The 13,721-nt window shown below is 67.1% G+C and carries 15 protein-coding genes; 9 read left to right on the top strand and 6 right to left on the bottom strand.

The features are described from left to right. Positions 1-79: 79 nt before the first annotated feature. The 3 genes from DBV10_RS06235 to DBV10_RS06225 all read left to right on the top strand — a co-directional run bounded on the left by DBV10_RS06235 (position 80) and on the right by DBV10_RS06225 (position 3,800). Positions 80-2,386 carry an ABC transporter ATP-binding protein gene (locus DBV10_RS06235; protein ID WP_124511659.1) on the top strand — a complete coding sequence of 769 codons (2,307 nt, stop codon included), beginning with the start codon at positions 80-82 and terminating at the stop codon, positions 2,384-2,386. A 26-nt stretch (positions 2,387-2,412) separates the two neighbouring features. Further along, on the top strand, positions 2,413-2,910 hold the full coding sequence (locus DBV10_RS06230; protein ID WP_124511657.1) for a DUF1854 domain-containing protein: 498 nt from the start codon (positions 2,413-2,415) through the stop codon (positions 2,908-2,910). A gap of 458 nt (positions 2,911-3,368) precedes the next feature. Further along, a complete protein-coding gene (locus DBV10_RS06225; protein WP_124511655.1) occupies positions 3,369-3,800 on the top strand; it encodes a hypothetical protein in 432 nt (143 codons plus the stop codon). 269 nt (positions 3,801-4,069) lie between these two features. On the opposite strand, the gene DBV10_RS06220 is transcribed toward DBV10_RS06225, so the two are convergent. Next, positions 4,070-4,501 carry an EF-hand domain-containing protein gene (locus tag DBV10_RS06220; RefSeq protein ID WP_233589818.1) on the bottom strand — a complete coding sequence of 144 codons (432 nt, stop codon included), beginning with the start codon at positions 4,499-4,501 and terminating at the stop codon, positions 4,070-4,072. 198 nt (positions 4,502-4,699) lie between these two features. Here DBV10_RS06220 and DBV10_RS06215 point away from each other — a divergent pair, with 198 nt between their 5' ends. Genes DBV10_RS06215 through arsB form a run of 4 tightly spaced genes read left to right on the top strand, consistent with a single transcriptional unit; the run spans position 4,700 to position 7,117 of the window. Further along, a complete protein-coding gene (locus DBV10_RS06215; protein ID WP_124511653.1) occupies positions 4,700-5,026 on the top strand; it encodes a helix-turn-helix transcriptional regulator in 327 nt (108 codons plus the stop codon). A gap of 12 nt (positions 5,027-5,038) precedes the next feature. Then, on the top strand, positions 5,039-5,536 hold the full coding sequence (locus DBV10_RS06210; RefSeq protein WP_124511651.1) for an ArsI/CadI family heavy metal resistance metalloenzyme: 498 nt from the start codon (positions 5,039-5,041) through the stop codon (positions 5,534-5,536). Positions 5,537-5,548: 12 nt separating this feature from the next. Continuing rightward, positions 5,549-6,058, top strand: a complete 510-nt coding sequence (locus DBV10_RS06205) for an arsenate reductase ArsC (RefSeq protein WP_124511649.1) — start codon at positions 5,549-5,551, stop codon at positions 6,056-6,058. Between the two features lie 9 nt (positions 6,059-6,067). After that, positions 6,068-7,117: an ACR3 family arsenite efflux transporter gene (gene arsB / locus DBV10_RS06200; RefSeq protein WP_124511647.1), complete on the top strand. Its 1,050-nt coding sequence runs from the start codon at positions 6,068-6,070 to the stop codon at positions 7,115-7,117. A 17-nt stretch (positions 7,118-7,134) separates the two neighbouring features. On the opposite strand, the gene DBV10_RS06195 is transcribed toward arsB, so the two are convergent. Both DBV10_RS06195 and gspF read right to left on the bottom strand, forming a co-directional pair. Next, positions 7,135-8,082: a 5'-nucleotidase gene (locus DBV10_RS06195; protein ID WP_124511645.1), complete on the bottom strand. Its 948-nt coding sequence runs from the start codon at positions 8,080-8,082 to the stop codon at positions 7,135-7,137. 4 nt (positions 8,083-8,086) lie between these two features. Next, positions 8,087-9,319 carry a type II secretion system inner membrane protein GspF gene (gspF, locus tag DBV10_RS06190; protein ID WP_124511643.1) on the bottom strand — a complete coding sequence of 411 codons (1,233 nt, stop codon included), beginning with the start codon at positions 9,317-9,319 and terminating at the stop codon, positions 8,087-8,089. Positions 9,320-9,584: 265 nt separating this feature from the next. Here gspF and DBV10_RS06185 point away from each other — a divergent pair, with 265 nt between their 5' ends. Next, positions 9,585-10,334, top strand: coding sequence for an SDR family NAD(P)-dependent oxidoreductase (locus tag DBV10_RS06185; RefSeq protein ID WP_124511641.1), 750 nt, complete (start codon positions 9,585-9,587; stop codon positions 10,332-10,334). 16 nt (positions 10,335-10,350) lie between these two features. Here the strand turns inward: DBV10_RS06185 and DBV10_RS06180 are convergent, their stop codons facing one another. Then, positions 10,351-11,388, bottom strand: coding sequence for an LLM class flavin-dependent oxidoreductase (locus DBV10_RS06180; protein WP_124511639.1), 1,038 nt, complete (start codon positions 11,386-11,388; stop codon positions 10,351-10,353). A gap of 200 nt (positions 11,389-11,588) precedes the next feature. On the opposite strand from DBV10_RS06180, the gene DBV10_RS06175 reads away from it, so the two are divergent. Next, complete coding sequence (locus DBV10_RS06175; RefSeq protein WP_124511637.1) at positions 11,589-12,083, top strand: CZB domain-containing protein; 495 nt, start codon at positions 11,589-11,591, stop codon at positions 12,081-12,083. An 11-nt stretch (positions 12,084-12,094) separates the two neighbouring features. On the opposite strand, the gene ruvC is transcribed toward DBV10_RS06175, so the two are convergent. Beyond that, positions 12,095-12,643 carry a crossover junction endodeoxyribonuclease RuvC gene (gene ruvC / locus DBV10_RS06170; RefSeq protein ID WP_124511635.1) on the bottom strand — a complete coding sequence of 183 codons (549 nt, stop codon included), beginning with the start codon at positions 12,641-12,643 and terminating at the stop codon, positions 12,095-12,097. 59 nt (positions 12,644-12,702) lie between these two features. After that, positions 12,703-13,695, bottom strand: a complete 993-nt coding sequence (locus DBV10_RS06165) for a phosphatidate cytidylyltransferase (RefSeq protein WP_124511633.1) — start codon at positions 13,693-13,695, stop codon at positions 12,703-12,705. Between the last annotated feature and the right edge of the window lie 26 nt (positions 13,696-13,721).

Below are 13,721 nucleotides of genomic sequence, written 5' to 3'. Positions count from 1 at the left end.
GCGTGCAGTATCGGTGAGAATTCTCGCTTTCGCGAGTTCGGCCACCGCAGGCCGCCGGTGACGGAAATACCAACCAAAAATGCAACATCACCATTCTGTGGACGCCTCGGGTGTCTTTTCTGGCCCTGTGGGGGCCGATTTGCGGGCCATGCTCGCTTCCAAAGAGAACGTGCTGGCTGCGTTACAGGTTGACCTGAGCACGGCGTTGCGGTTTGCGACGGGGTGGGTGGTGGTGACGTCCGAGCGGCTGCTGGCCTGCGACCCGGGCGCCACAGCCTGGCGCAGCTGGCCCCTGGGCGATGGCCTGGCCCTGCGCCTGCACGACCATGGGGGCGTGGGCTCGCTCGAACTGCATGCCCCCCAGGAGCGCCTGGCGCTGTGGCGCTTCACGCTGGCACACCATGCGCAGGCCCTGCGCCTGGTGCAGCGTTTTGAGCAGCAGGTCGCCCGGGGGGGGAGCGCTGCCGACGAGGAGGACGAAGAGCCCGCCTGCCCCACCTGCCACACGCCCCTGCCGCCCGACACCGATGAATGTCCGGCCTGCGCCCGCGCCCAGCCGCCGCAGACCTCCACTTGGGTGCTGCTGCGCTTGTGGCGCTTTGCGCGGCCCTACCGCAAGCAGCTGGCGGCGGGCTTTGCGCTCACGCTGGCCTCCACCGCCGCCACGCTGGTGCCGCCCTACCTCACCATCCCGCTGATGGACGACATCCTGATCCCGTTCCAGAACGGCAAGCAGATCGAGCCCGGCCTGGTGCTGCTGTATTTAAGCGGCCTGCTGCTGTCGGCCCTGGCCGCCTGGGGATTGAGCTGGGCGCGCACCTACATCTTGGCCCTGGTGTCCGAGCGCATCGGCGCCGATCTGCGCACCACCACCTACGAGCACCTGCTGCGCCTGTCGCTCGACTACTTCGGCGGCAAGCGCACGGGCGACCTGATGGCGCGGATTGGCTCCGAGACGGACCGCATCAACGTCTTCTTGTCGCTGCACGCACTGGATTTCATCACCGACGTGCTCATGATCTGCATGACGGCGGCCATCCTGTTCTCCATCAACCCCTGGCTGGCGCTGGTCACGCTGGTGCCGCTGCCCTTCATCGGCTGGATGATCCACACCGTGCGCGACCGACTGCGCACCGGGTTTGAAAAGATCGACCGGGTGTGGAGCGAGGTGACCAATGTGCTGGCCGACACCATCCCCGGCATCCGCGTGGTGAAAGCCTTTGCCCAGGAAAAGCGTGAGGCCCAGCGCTTCCGTGACGCCAACCAGCACAACCTGGAAGTCAACGACAAGCTCAACAAGACCTGGAGCCTGTTCACGCCCACGGTGTCGCTGCTGACCGAAATCGGCCTGCTGGTGGTGTGGGCCTTCGGTATCTGGCTGGTGTCACGCAACCAGATCACCGTCGGTGTGCTCACGGCCTTCATCGCCTACATCGGGCGCTTTTATGGGCGGCTGGACTCGATGAGCCGCATCGTCTCGGTCACACAAAAGGCCGCCGCGGGTGCCAAGCGCATTTTTGACATCCTGGACCACGTGAGCAACGTGCCTGACCCGGCCCAGCCCGTGAAGGTGGACAAGGTGCAGGGCGCCATCAGCATGCAGGGCGTGGGCTTCCGCTATGGCAGCCGCGCGGTCATCAAGGGGCTGGACCTCGATATTCGCCCCGGCGAGATGATCGGCCTGGTGGGCCACAGCGGCTCGGGCAAGAGCACGCTGGTCAATCTGATCAGCCGCTTCTATGACGTGAGCGACGGCTCCATCCAGGTCGATGGCATCGACATCCGCCGCTTTGCCGTGGCCGACTACCGCCGCCACATTGGCCTGGTGCTGCAGGAGCCCTTTTTGTTCTTTGGCACCATCGCCGAGAACATCGCCTACGGCAAGCCCGAGGCCACGCGCGAAGAGATCGTGGCCGCCGCCCGCGCTGCCCATGCGCATGAGTTCATCCTGCGCCTGCCGCACGGCTACGACTCGCTGGTGGGCGAGCGCGGCCAGGGCCTGTCGGGGGGCGAGCGCCAGCGCATCAGCATTGCGCGCGCGCTGCTGATCGACCCGCGCATCCTGATCCTGGACGAGGCCACCTCGGCGGTGGACACCGAGACCGAGAAGGAAATCCAGAAGGCCCTGGACAACCTAGTGCAAGGCCGCACCACCATCGCCATTGCCCACCGCCTGTCCACCCTGCGCAAGGCCGACCGCCTGGTGGTGATGGACCGTGGTGAGGTGGTGGAAGTGGGCCCCCACGACGAACTGATGGAAAAGCAGGGCGCCTACTGGCGGCTGTACGAAGCCCAGGCCCGCCGCGCCGAAGAAGACGCCCAGGCGGCTGGCGTGATCATCGACAGCAGCCTGCTGCACCCGGCGCACCCCGCTGGCAACTCCTGAGACGCTGAGAAGTGAACGGCCCCGCCATGAACGCACCCCTTTCCCCGTCGCCCGCCACCCCCGCCTTTCAATTGGCGCGCAACCCGCATGGCCGGCTGGTTTTGACTCTGGCCGATGGCACGGCGCACGAGGGCATTACGCCCGTGCGCGCCTTTCCTATCGCTGCGCCCGGCGAGGGGCTCTCGCTGGTGGGGGCGGATGGCCACGAGCTGGTGTGGATTCCCCGCCTGGAGCTGGTGGCAGGGCCCGCCCGGCAACTCATCGAGGAAGAACTCGAAGTGCGCGAGTTTGTGCCCACTATCGAAAAAATTGTCGCCGTCTCTAGCTTTTCGACACCCAGCACCTGGGATGTGGAGACTGACCGGGGCCCGGCGCGGTTGGTGCTCAAGGCCGAAGAGGACATCCGCCGCCTGGGTGGACGCACGCGCCTGCTGATCGCGGGCGGCGACGGCATGCAGTTCCGCGTCAAGGACACCACCGCACTGGACCGGCATTCGCGCCGGTTGCTCGAACGCTTCTTGTGATGCCTCGGCGGCGCCGGGGCTGAAAGGCCACCGTTGGCTGCCGCGGCTTTCTGCCAGCGGTGCGGAGGACGACCGAGGCAGTTGCTGTGGCCATTGCCGACCGCACCCCTGTGGCCCCTGGCCCAGGGGCTTTCCTGCGTTTTTGCGGGCCTGCCCCCTGCACCCGCGCCCCCTCCTGCACCCCATTTTGACCTCCCCGCCACAGGCTGCGCGCCCCTTGGCGGGCGGTGCTGCGGGCGTGCGCCCGGGCCGGATGTTCATTTTTTGGGCATTTTTCAGCCCTGTGACCCCTTGGAGAGAGGGGAGGCCCGCCTTGCAGGGTGGATTTTTCTGGAGGAAAACCCTAAATTTTTGGCAATCGGTCAAAAAGACCTAAATTTCCCCTTCTTTTTGCCGTAATGAATGTACGAAGAGGCCGAAACACCCTCTGTACTTTTTCTTTACTACGGGCCATTGCCATGCAAATGCCACCTGTCGATCGATCGCCGAGTTGGCGTCCTCAGGGCGCTGATTTGTATTCCACTGGCGCCTCCGGTGCGCCCCCGGTGCGTCCCATCAACGCACCCAACCCCGTCGAGTCCATGGACCGGATGGGCGAGGGCGCGATCGTGCGCGAGCCGGACAAGCCCTCCGCCCCCGAGGCGCCCAACCGTGACTGGACCGCCGTCAAGAAGAAAGACACGGTCGAGGAGCCGCCGGAGCCGCCCAAGGAGCCCATCTACAAGCAGCTTCTGGAACTCATCCAGTCCATGTGGCGCGCCAGTGGCAGTGCCGTGGAAGTGGCGCAGGACATCAACAAGATGACCCTGCAGGAGCGCCTGGCCCAGCAGGCCAAGAACGAGCCGCTGACCTACACCGACCCCAAGGTCAAGCGCACAGGAGGCTTGTAAGCCTCCCGCCGTGCAACGCGGTGGGTGGTGCCTGTGTGTTCTATGCCCTGGGATGTGATGGAGCATGAGGCGGTCTGCGGGAGTGCCCGCTCGTCTGGCAGACTGGGCGTCTGCAGAACCCCATTGCCAACCCGGAACGCTCTGTTCCCTGTGGGTTGGATCCACTCCTGAAAAGATAGCTGTAAGCGCTTATTGGATAAGCGCCGGGCTGGGTTTTTGCTTCTGTGGACCCGCTCCCCAGGCCGTGCTGACAGTGGTCCGCAGGGGCGTCAGGGCCGGGTTTCTGGTGCTGCGGGGGCGGTCGGTGTGGTGGTGGTGGTGGTGGTGGCCGCTTGTGCTGCGGCCTGCGCCGCCCTTTGGCGGTCCCGCTGTGCGCGGACCTTGGCCGCAAAGGCCCGGACTTCTTCATACGACACAAAACCATCGCCGTCGGTGTCGGCTTCGTCAAAGGCGGCCGACAGGCGGGGGAACAGCTTGACCTCCGACCGGCTGAGTTTGCCGTCGCCGTTGCTGTCCAGCAGCTTGAATTCGCGCCGGGCCTTGATTTCACCGGGGGTCAGGGCGGCCTCGGATTCCGTGGCCGCTTTGGCGACCGGCTCGGCCGGCGTGGCGGCGGCTGGGGCCTGGGCCAGCGCGGCGCCGCCCAGGGGGGCCCACAGGGCGCCCATCACACAGGCGCTCAGGGAAATTCTCTTGCGCAAAACATGCTCCTTCCATGCGGGTTGGGCCACGATGTTTGCACAGTTGGGCGCGTGGTGACGGTTTGCAACCGGGGCAAGGCAGGCTCTCACTTGGTGTTGCAGGGGGGGGCTTGCATCATGGTGACGAGGGGGAAGGGGTGCGCAGGTACCGTGGGACTCTTTCTGACAATAATTCAATATTCGTTGTATTATCGAATCATGAATGAAACAACCGCCATCCGATCTCTGGCTGCCTTGGCGCAGGAAATCCGCCTGCGGGTCTTCCGGGCGCTCGTCGTGGCGGGCCAGGAGGGCCTTACGCCCAGCGTCTTGTGCGAGCAATTGGGCATTGCGCCCAACACCCTGTCGTTCCACCTCAAGGAGCTGGCGCATGCCGACCTGGTCAGCCAGGAGCGCCAGGGCCGCAACCTGGTCTACCGCGCTTCGTTTCAGTCCATGAACGCCCTGCTGGCCTACCTGACCGAGAACTGCTGCCAGGGCACTTCTGCCTGCCTTACCGATCCCGCCACCTCCTGCAACTGCTGAAAGGAAGCCACCATGAAGCGATTCCATGTCCACATGCATGTGAGCGATCTCGACCAGAGCATCGCGTTCTATTCCAAACTGTTCGCCGCCCAGCCCGCGCGCATCGAGCAGGACTACGCCAAATGGATGCTCGAAGACCCCCGGTTGAACTTTGCCATTTCGACCCGGGGCCACCAACCGGGGCTGGACCACCTGGGTTTTCAGGTGGATGGTGCCGATGAACTGGCCGAGCTCAAGGGCCGTGCACAGGCCGCCGACATGGCGCTGCTCGATGAAGGGGCCACGACCTGCTGCTATGCCCGCAGCGAAAAGCACTGGGTGACCGACCCGCAGGGCGTGGCCTGGGAGCACTTCCATACGCTGGGCAGCATCCCGCTGTTCAATGAAGCCGAGGCGGCTAATGCCGCGCCAGCGGCGGCCTGCTGCCCCACGGGCGCACCCTCGGCCCCCGAGCCCGGCAAGGCGGCCTGCTGCGGCCCCACGGCCACCAGCCCCAGCAAATGCTGCTGAGCGGAGTCCATGATGAGCGATAGCAGCCCCCCCCTGAACGTCCTGTTCCTGTGCACGCACAACTCGGCGCGCAGCATCCTGGCCGAAGCCCTGCTCAACGACATGGGGCAGGGCCGGTTCCTGGCCTACTCGGCCGGCAGCAGCCCGCGCGAGAACCAGCAGCCCAACCCCTTGGGTCTGCAGGTGCTGCAGAACGCCGGGATTTCCACCGCAGGCCTGCGCAGCAAGAGCTGGGATGAGTTCGCCGTGCCTGGTGCGCCCCCCATGGACCTGATCATCACCGTCTGCGACAACGCAGCGGGCGAGGTCTGCCCCTTTTGGCCAGGCCACCCTGCCACGGCCCATTGGGGCTATGCCGACCCCAGCGAAGGCGATGGCACGGACGCGCAAAAGCTCGAAGCTTTCCGCCTGACGCTGCATGCCCTCAAGCGCCGCCTGGAGCTGTTGGTGAACCTGCCGCAAGACAAGCTCGGCGCGGCGGTGCTGCAGGCCTCGGCCCGCCAACTGGCCCAGGCCCACTGAAAGGGTGTGATGCAGAAGTCCGGCATGAGCGTGTTCGAGCGCTATCTCACCGTGTGGGTGATGCTGTGCATCGTGGTGGGCATCGGGCTGGGCCAGGTGTTCCCCGGTGCGGCCCGCACGATTGGTGCGTGGGAGGTGGCCCGTGTGAACCTGCCCGTGGGCCTGCTCATCTGGGTGATGGTCATCCCCATGCTGCTCAAGGTGGACTTCGCCGCCCTGGGCGAGGTGCGGCACCACGTGCGGGGCATCGCGGTCACGCTGTTCGTGAACTGGCTGGTCAAGCCGTTCTCCATGGCCTTGCTGGGCTGGCTGTTCATCCGCCAGTGGTTTGCGCCCTACCTGCCGGCCGACCAGCTCGACAGCTACATCGCCGGGCTGATCTTGTTGGCCGCCGCCCCGTGTACGGCCATGGTGTTCGTATGGAGCCGCCTGACCGGGGGGGACCCGTTGTTCACCTTGTCCCAGGTGGCGCTGAACGACAGCATCATGGTCGTGGCGTTCGCGCCGCTTGTGGCCTTCCTGCTGGGCCTGTCGGCCATCGCGGTGCCGTGGGACACGCTGCTCACGTCGGTGGTGCTCTACATCCTGATCCCGGTGGTGCTGGCCCAGTGGCTGCGCCGCGCCTTGCTGGCACGCGGTCAGGCCACGTTTGATGCTGCGCTGCAGCGCATTGGCCCCTGGTCCATGGCCGCGCTGCTGCTCACGCTGGTGCTGCTGTTCGCGTTCCAGGGCGAGGCCATCCTGCGCCAGCCCCTGGTGATTGCGCTGCTGGCCGTGCCCATCCTGATCCAGGTGTTCTTCAATTCGGCGCTGGCCTACGGGCTCAATCGCGTGGCGGGCGAGAAGCACGCCGTGGCGTGTCCATCGGCCCTCATCGGCGCATCCAATTTCTTCGAGCTGGCCGTGGCCACGGCCATCAGCCTGTTTGGCTTCGAGTCGGGCGCGGCCCTGGCCACCGTGGTCGGCGTGCTCATCGAGGTGCCGGTGATGCTGGTGGTGGTGCGGGTCGTGAATGCGTCCCGGGGCTGGTACGAGGCGGGCGCGGCGCGGGCACGGTAGGGCTGCCGCCCCCGGTGCTACGGCTCGGACGCGGCCAGCCTGGAACGCTGCGGATTCGAGATACCGCTGTTCACATGCCCGGCCGGCACATGGCGGGCCGCGGATGTGACATGGCCGGTCTGGTCGTCGAAGAAGAAGTCGGGCTCGAACTCGCGCAGGAACTCGCCCTTGGGCAGGCCGCCCAGGAACATGGCCTCGTCCACGTCGATGTTCCAGTCCATCAACGTGCGGATGGCGCGTTCGTGTGCGGGGGCGCTGCGGGCAGTGACCAGGGCGGTGCGGATGCGCATGCCGGTGCCCCCTTCTTCCTGCTTCACACCCGCCGACTGCAGGCGGTGCAGTGCTGCCAGCAAGGGTTTGAACGGGCCGTCGGGCAGGGGCAGCGTGGCCTTGTCGGTTTCGTGCTGCTGAAAGGCGGCCAGGCCTTCGGCCTGGTACACGCGCTCGGCTTCGTCTGAGAACAGGACCGCATCGCCGTCGAAGGCAATGCGCACCTCGTTCGGGTTGGAGTCCCCGGCCCGCACGGATTCGGTCACCACGCGCGCGGCCGGGTAGCCCAGGTGCAGGGCCTCGCGCACGTCGGCCTCGTTGGCCGACAGGAACAGGTGGGCGCCCAGGGGCCGCAGGTAGCGGAACGGATCGCGCCCCTGCGTGAACACGCCACGCTGGATGGTCGGCAGCCCATGGGCGTGGCACGAGCGGAACACGCGCATGCCGCTCACGGGGTCGTTGCGCGAGAGCAGCACCACCTCCACCCGCTGGTGCTCCGGGGTGTTGAAGGCGAGCAGCTTGCGCACCAGCGAGAACGCCACGCCCGGCGCGGCGGGCACATCCAGCCGCTGGCGCTGCAGGTCCACGTAGGCACGGTCGTTGTCCTTCTCGAAGACGTGGTTCTCTTCCTCAAAATTGAACAGCGCCCGCGAGGAGATCGCCACCACCAGCTTGTCGTCCAAGGTCACGGCCATACAGTCACTTCACAAACTGATTCAGTTGAATGATAGGCAGCAGCACCGCCAGCACGATCAGCATCACGATGCCGCCCATGCCCACGATGAGCAGCGGCTCCAGGATGGTGGCCAGTTGCATGGCGCGGCGCTGCACTTCGGTGGAGAGCTGGCGGGCTGCGCGCTGCAGCATCACGGGCAACTGGCCGGTTTGCTCGCCCAGGCGCGCGAACATCGACAGCAGGCCGGGGAAGCGCTTTTTCTGCGCCAGCGCCGAGGCCAGGGGCGCGCCTTCGCGCACCAGCACCAGGGCGTCCAGCGCATCGGCGCGCAGGGCGCGGTTGCTCAGGGTCTCGGCGGCGGCCTGCAGGGCCTTGAGGATGGGCACGCCCGCGCCCGAGAGCATGGCCAGCGTGCCCGCAAAGCGCGCAGCGTTGTAGCCTCGGGCCAGCTTGCCCACCAGCGGCAGGGTCAGCCAGGCGGCATCGAACTTCTCGCGGATATGCCCGATAGCGAGCGCCCATCGTGCCCCAATAGCTATCAAAATGGTAGCTATCAGCATCACCCAGCCATAGTTGCGCACAAAGGCGCTCAGGCCCAGCATGGCCACCGTCAGGAACGGCAGCGCCCGCTTGGAGCCTGCGAACACGCTGGCCACCTGGGGCACCACGTAGCCCACCAAAAACAGCACGATGACGATGGCCACCAGCGTGACGATGGCCGGGTACAGTGCGGCGCCCACCAGCTTGGCCTTGAGCGCCTGGCGCTCCTCCAGATCGTCGGCCAGGCGCTCCAGCACCAGGCCCAGGTTGCCGCTGTGCTCGCCCGCACCGATCACGGCGCAGTAGATGTCCGAGAACTCGCGCGGGTGCTGCGACAGCGCGCGGGCAAACGTGGCGCCGGCATTGACCTCGGCGCGCAGCGCGGCCACCAGGTGGCGCTGGCGTTCGTCGTCGGCTTCTTCGGACAGGGCCGTGAGCGCACGCTCCAGCGGCAGGCCCGACGAGACCAGCCCGGCGATCTGCCGCGTCCAGATGGCCAGGGCGGTGGCGCTGAACACGGGTCGGGTGAACAGGCGCTGGCCCAGGCTGGCCGAGCGGCCGTCCCGCGACTGGCCGGTCTGCACCAGGTCCACCGCCAGCGGCACCAGGGCCTGGGCCCGCAGCAGGCTGCGCGCCGCCTTGGCGGTGTCGGCCTCCATGAGGCCCTTGCGGGTCTGGCCCTGGGCGTCCAGGGCTTCAAAGGAAAAAGCGGGCATGCGGTGCGAAAGGGCGGTAGGGCGGTAGGGCGGTGCGGGCGGGCTGCCGATGGACGGCGCCAGCGGCGCACCTGGGCTGGAATTGGGAACCGGCAGCCCCCGATGGTAGCGGCTCCCTGTGGCGCCTGGCGGGCATGCCGTGGCGGCGTCCGGGCCCCGGTTTGGGCCATGACCCAGGTCAAGGCGCAGACACACCGGGCGCGCAGAATAAAACGCGGTCTGCGGCATCGGGCTGCAGGCGTTCAGGACGGACAAGGAGTCTTTCATGCTGAAGAACAAGGTCGCGTTGGTCACGGGGGCTTCGTCGGGCATCGGGCGTGCGATTGCCCTGGTGTGGGCCCGCGAGGGCGCCCAGGTGGTGGTGTCGGACGTGAACGTGCAGGCGGGTGAAGAAACGGCGGCCCTGGTGCGGGCCGCTGGGGGCGATGCCCTGTTTGTGGCGGCCGACGTGGGCCGGCCCGAAGACTGCGAAGCCCTGGTGAGCCGCACCGTGGCCCACTTTGGCCGCCTGGATGTGGCCTGCAACAACGCCGGCATTGGCGGCCCGCAGGCGCCCACGGCCGACTACCCGCTTGATGGCTGGGCGCAGGTCATCAACACCAATCTGTCGGGCGTGTTCTACGGCATGAAGTACCAGATCGCGGCCATGCTCCAGGGCGGCGGTGGCGCGGTCATCAACATGGCGTCCATCCTGGGCACGGTCGGTTTTGCCACGGCGCCGGCCTACACCGCCGCCAAACACGGCGTGGTGGGGCTCACCAAGGCGGCGGCCCTGGAATACAGCGCGCTGGGTGTGCGCATCAACGCCGTGGGGCCGGCCTTCATCCACACGCCCATGATCAGCGGGCTGGAGCAGAACCCGGGCATCCACGCGATGCTGGTGGGCGCGCACCCTGTCGGCCGCCTGGGGCAGCCCGAAGAGGTGGCCGAGCTGGTGGCCTGGCTGGCCTCCGGCAAGGCATCGTTCGTGACCGGGGCGTACTACCCCGTGGATGGCGGCTACCTGGCGCGCTGAGCGTTCACACCTTGTCTCAGGCAGACACCGCCGGGCCTGTGGTCCCCAGGGCGCTGTGGGCTTGCGCGGCGATGTCCAGCGAGCGCAGGCGCAGCGCCGGGTCGTACACATCGCTCACCAGCATCAGCTCATCGGCCCCGGTGGCCGCGCTGAGTTGCGCCAGGCCCGCACGCACCGTCTCCGGCCCGCCGATGACCGCAGCCGCCAGAAAGTCGCCAATCGCGGCGCGCTCCTGCGGCTGCAGGCGCGCGGCGTAGTGCTCGATGGGCGGCAGCAGGCGGCGCCGATCGCCCGTCAGAATGCCCAGCACCCGCTGGTAGGTGCTGCTGGCCAGAAACTCCGCTTCATCATCGGTGGGCGCTGCGATCAGTGGCACGCCAATCACCACATAGGGTTTGGGCCAGGCGGCAGAGGGGCGGAACAGCCGGCGGTACAGGTCGATGGCCTGGTGCAGCAGGCGCGGTGCAAAGTGCGAGGCAAACGCATAGGGCAGGCCGCGCTCGGCCGCCAGCTGCGCAGAGAACAAGCTGGAGCCCAGCAGCCAGATGGGCACATTGGTGCCTGCGCCCGGCATGGCGATCAGGCGCTGGCCGGGCTCGGCGGGGGCCAGCAGGCGCTGCAGCTCGGCCACGTCCTGCGGAAAATCATCGGCGGTTTCGACCCGGCTGCGGCGCAGCGCGCGCATGGTGGTGGGGTCGGTGCCGGGGGCGCGGCCCAGGCCCAGGTCGATGCGGCCTGGGTACAACTCGGCCAGCGTGCCAAAGGCCTCGGCTACCACCAGCGGCGCATGGTTGGGCAGCATCACACCGCCCGAGCCCACGCGGATGCGCGAGGTGCCGCCGGCAATGTGGCCCACCAGCACGGCGGTGGCCGAACTGGCAATGCCTGCCATGTTGTGGTGCTCGGCCAGCCAGTAGCGGGCAAAACCCAGTTGTTCGGCATGCTGCGCGGTGGAGAGCGCAATCCGCAGAGCGTCGGCCACGGTGCCGCCCTCGCGGACGGCCACCAGATCCAGCATCGACAGGGCGGGGCGGCGGGAGGAGGAAGAAGTCATGGGCCCATTGTCTGGCTGCAGCGGCCTTCGTGCTGGCGCCCGGGCAGAGCTGGCAGGGCGTGAAGGGTTGCCTGGCGCGATTTTTACGGCTGGGCGATTTTTTGGTAGCCAAAACGGCGACGGCGCCACAGAATGTTTCCAGACGCTACCGCGCGGGCATGTTCCGGTGTGCGCGGACAGTGGCCGTTGAAGGGACGACGATGGGCTTTTTCAGCCGTTTGTTCAAGATCAGAGAGCAGGACCCGAGCAGCCCCGACACCACCTGGGCCATGGAGGACAACGGCAGCGAACTGGTGCTGGACGCCGAGTACGCGGCCACGCTCATGACCGAGATCGACATCGACGCGGCCATTGCCAGCCACGAGCGCTGGCGCCTGCAGCTGCAGGACATGGTCAACGGCCGCTCGGACGAGGTCATGCGGCCCGAGCGCGTCTGCCAGGACGACCGCTGCGACCTGGGCCGCTGGCTGTATGGCACCGGGCGTGTGCGGCTGGGGCATTACCCCGCGTTCGACATGCTGGTGGCCCGGCACAAATACTTCCACCAGCAGGCGGCCGAGGTGGTGGCGGCCTTTCAAACGGGCGACCAGCCCAAGGCCGTGCAGTTGCTCAACGGCAGTTGCCGGCATGCGTCCAACCAGGTGCTGCTGCTGCTCAAAGAACTCAAGCGCGGGCTGGGCAAGTCGGCGCCTTGAGGGCCTCCGCCCTAGTAGCTCCGCCCCCCCTTGTACATCGCGTGCTGGCGCCGGTTCAGCGTGGCCGCTTCGCCCAGCCGGCCCATCGCCGCGCCTGCATGGGCATGTGTGATGGCCATGCCCAGGCCGTCAGCCGCATCGGTGCCCGGCAGCCCGGGCAGCTGCAGCAGCCGCCGCACCATCTCCTGCACCTGGCTCTTGGCCGCGCGGCCATGGCCGACCACGGCTTTTTTCATCTGCAGGGCGGTGTATTCGGCCACGGGCAGGTTGCTGGCCACCAGGGCCGTGATGGCGGCGCCGCGCGCCTGGCCCAGCAGCAGGGTGGACTGGGGGTTGACGTTGACGAACACGATTTCGACCGAGGCCACATCGGGCTCGTAGCGGGCCGCGACTTCGGTGATGCCGTCGAACAGGATCTTCAGGCGCCCAGGCAGGTCGCCCAGCGCGAGCGTGGTGGTGCGGATGGTGCCGCTGGCCACGTAGCTGAGCTTGTGGCCGTCCATGTCCACCACGCCAAAGCCCGTGGTCTGCAGGCCGGGGTCGATGCCAAGAATGCGCATTTGCTATTAAATTGATAGCTGCTTGCGCTTGTTGGTAAGGCGCTAGCGGCTGATTTCTATTAAAGGCCGAAGTACCAGCGGACGGAGTGGAAGAACACGGGCGCCGCAAAGCACAGCGCGTCCACGCGGTCGAGCAGGCCGCCCGCGCCGGTGACGGACATGCCCTGCATGCCCCAGCTGGTGATGCCCCGGTCGCGCTTCAATGCCTTCATCACCAGGTGCCCCAGGCTGCCGGCCACACAGGCCAGCAGCGCCATACCCAGCGCCTGGCCGGGCTTGAACGGGGTGATGAAGGTGAGCAACGCACCCACCAGCCCGCCCACGGCCACGCCGGCCAGCCAGCTGGTCCACTGAAAGCTCTGGCTCACTTGCGGAGCCACGGGCTTGTGCGAAAAGCGCCGTCCCAGCAGGTGCTGCACGACCATGCAGGTCTGCACCACGAAGACCAGGAAGAACACCAGGAATGCGCCCTTGTCGCGGTAGTCCGGGAAGTCGAGCAGCAGCAGCGCAGGCACGTGGCTCATGCCGTACACGCAGACCATGATGCCCCACTGCAGCTTGGCATTGCGCTCCAGAAAGCGCTGCGGGTCGTTGGCCAGCGCGCTCACCACCGGCAGCGCGAGGAACACATAGACCGGGATGAAGACCGTGAACAGGTCGAACATCTTGCTGCCCACGATCCAGAACTGCAGCGGCAGCACCACGAAGAACGCCAGCACCAGGCTGCGGTGGTCGCCCCGGCGCGTGGGCGAGAGCGTGATGAACTCGCGCAGCGCAAAAAACGCCACGATGGCAAACAGCACGGTGGCCACGGTGTCGCCCAGCACCCAGCCCACCCAGAACACGGTGGCCATCATCCACGAGGTCTTGAGCAGGCCCCAGAAGCGTTTGGCCTCCAGCATGCGAGCTTCGGACGCGGGGTCGTCACTCGCATGCTCGCGCAGATTGCGCACAAAGGCCCACAAAGTGACGATGGACAGGATGCCGAATGCGGCGATGAAGAGGGCACCGATCTGCTGGGTGGCGGTGAGGTTGCGAAGGAAGTTGTTCATGTCGTTGCCGCCCGGCCGCCCGAAGG

The organism is Acidovorax sp. FJL06, from assembly GCF_003852545.1.
GTDB lineage: Bacteria > Pseudomonadota > Gammaproteobacteria > Burkholderiales > Burkholderiaceae_C > Acidovorax.
The sequence above is the reverse complement of the archived record's forward strand: the minus strand, read 5'-3'. Positions and strand labels throughout refer to the sequence as shown.

Excerpts from the sequence above, each read along its gene's own strand:
- DBV10_RS06180 (WP_124511639.1), bottom strand. The coding sequence starts at position 11,388 with ATGACTTCTTCCTCCTCCCGCCGCCCCGCCCTGTCGATGCTGGATCTG.
- arsB (WP_124511647.1), top strand. The coding sequence starts at position 6,068 with ATGCAGAAGTCCGGCATGAGCGTGTTCGAGCGCTATCTCACCGTGTGG.
- DBV10_RS06230 (WP_124511657.1), top strand. The coding sequence starts at position 2,413 with ATGAACGCACCCCTTTCCCCGTCGCCCGCCACCCCCGCCTTTCAATTG.
- DBV10_RS06215 (WP_124511653.1), top strand. The coding sequence starts at position 4,700 with ATGAATGAAACAACCGCCATCCGATCTCTGGCTGCCTTGGCGCAGGAA.
- DBV10_RS06165 (WP_124511633.1), bottom strand. The coding sequence starts at position 13,695 with ATGAACAACTTCCTTCGCAACCTCACCGCCACCCAGCAGATCGGTGCC.
- DBV10_RS06225 (WP_124511655.1), top strand. The coding sequence starts at position 3,369 with ATGCAAATGCCACCTGTCGATCGATCGCCGAGTTGGCGTCCTCAGGGC.
- DBV10_RS06185 (WP_124511641.1), top strand. The coding sequence starts at position 9,585 with ATGCTGAAGAACAAGGTCGCGTTGGTCACGGGGGCTTCGTCGGGCATC.
- DBV10_RS06205 (WP_124511649.1), top strand. The coding sequence starts at position 5,549 with ATGAGCGATAGCAGCCCCCCCCTGAACGTCCTGTTCCTGTGCACGCAC.
- DBV10_RS06195 (WP_124511645.1), bottom strand. The coding sequence starts at position 8,082 with ATGGCCGTGACCTTGGACGACAAGCTGGTGGTGGCGATCTCCTCGCGG.
- ruvC (WP_124511635.1), bottom strand. The coding sequence starts at position 12,643 with ATGCGCATTCTTGGCATCGACCCCGGCCTGCAGACCACGGGCTTTGGC.
- DBV10_RS06175 (WP_124511637.1), top strand. The coding sequence starts at position 11,589 with ATGGGCTTTTTCAGCCGTTTGTTCAAGATCAGAGAGCAGGACCCGAGC.
- DBV10_RS06210 (WP_124511651.1), top strand. The coding sequence starts at position 5,039 with ATGAAGCGATTCCATGTCCACATGCATGTGAGCGATCTCGACCAGAGC.
- DBV10_RS06235 (WP_124511659.1), top strand. The coding sequence starts at position 80 with ATGCAACATCACCATTCTGTGGACGCCTCGGGTGTCTTTTCTGGCCCT.
- gspF (WP_124511643.1), bottom strand. The coding sequence starts at position 9,319 with ATGCCCGCTTTTTCCTTTGAAGCCCTGGACGCCCAGGGCCAGACCCGC.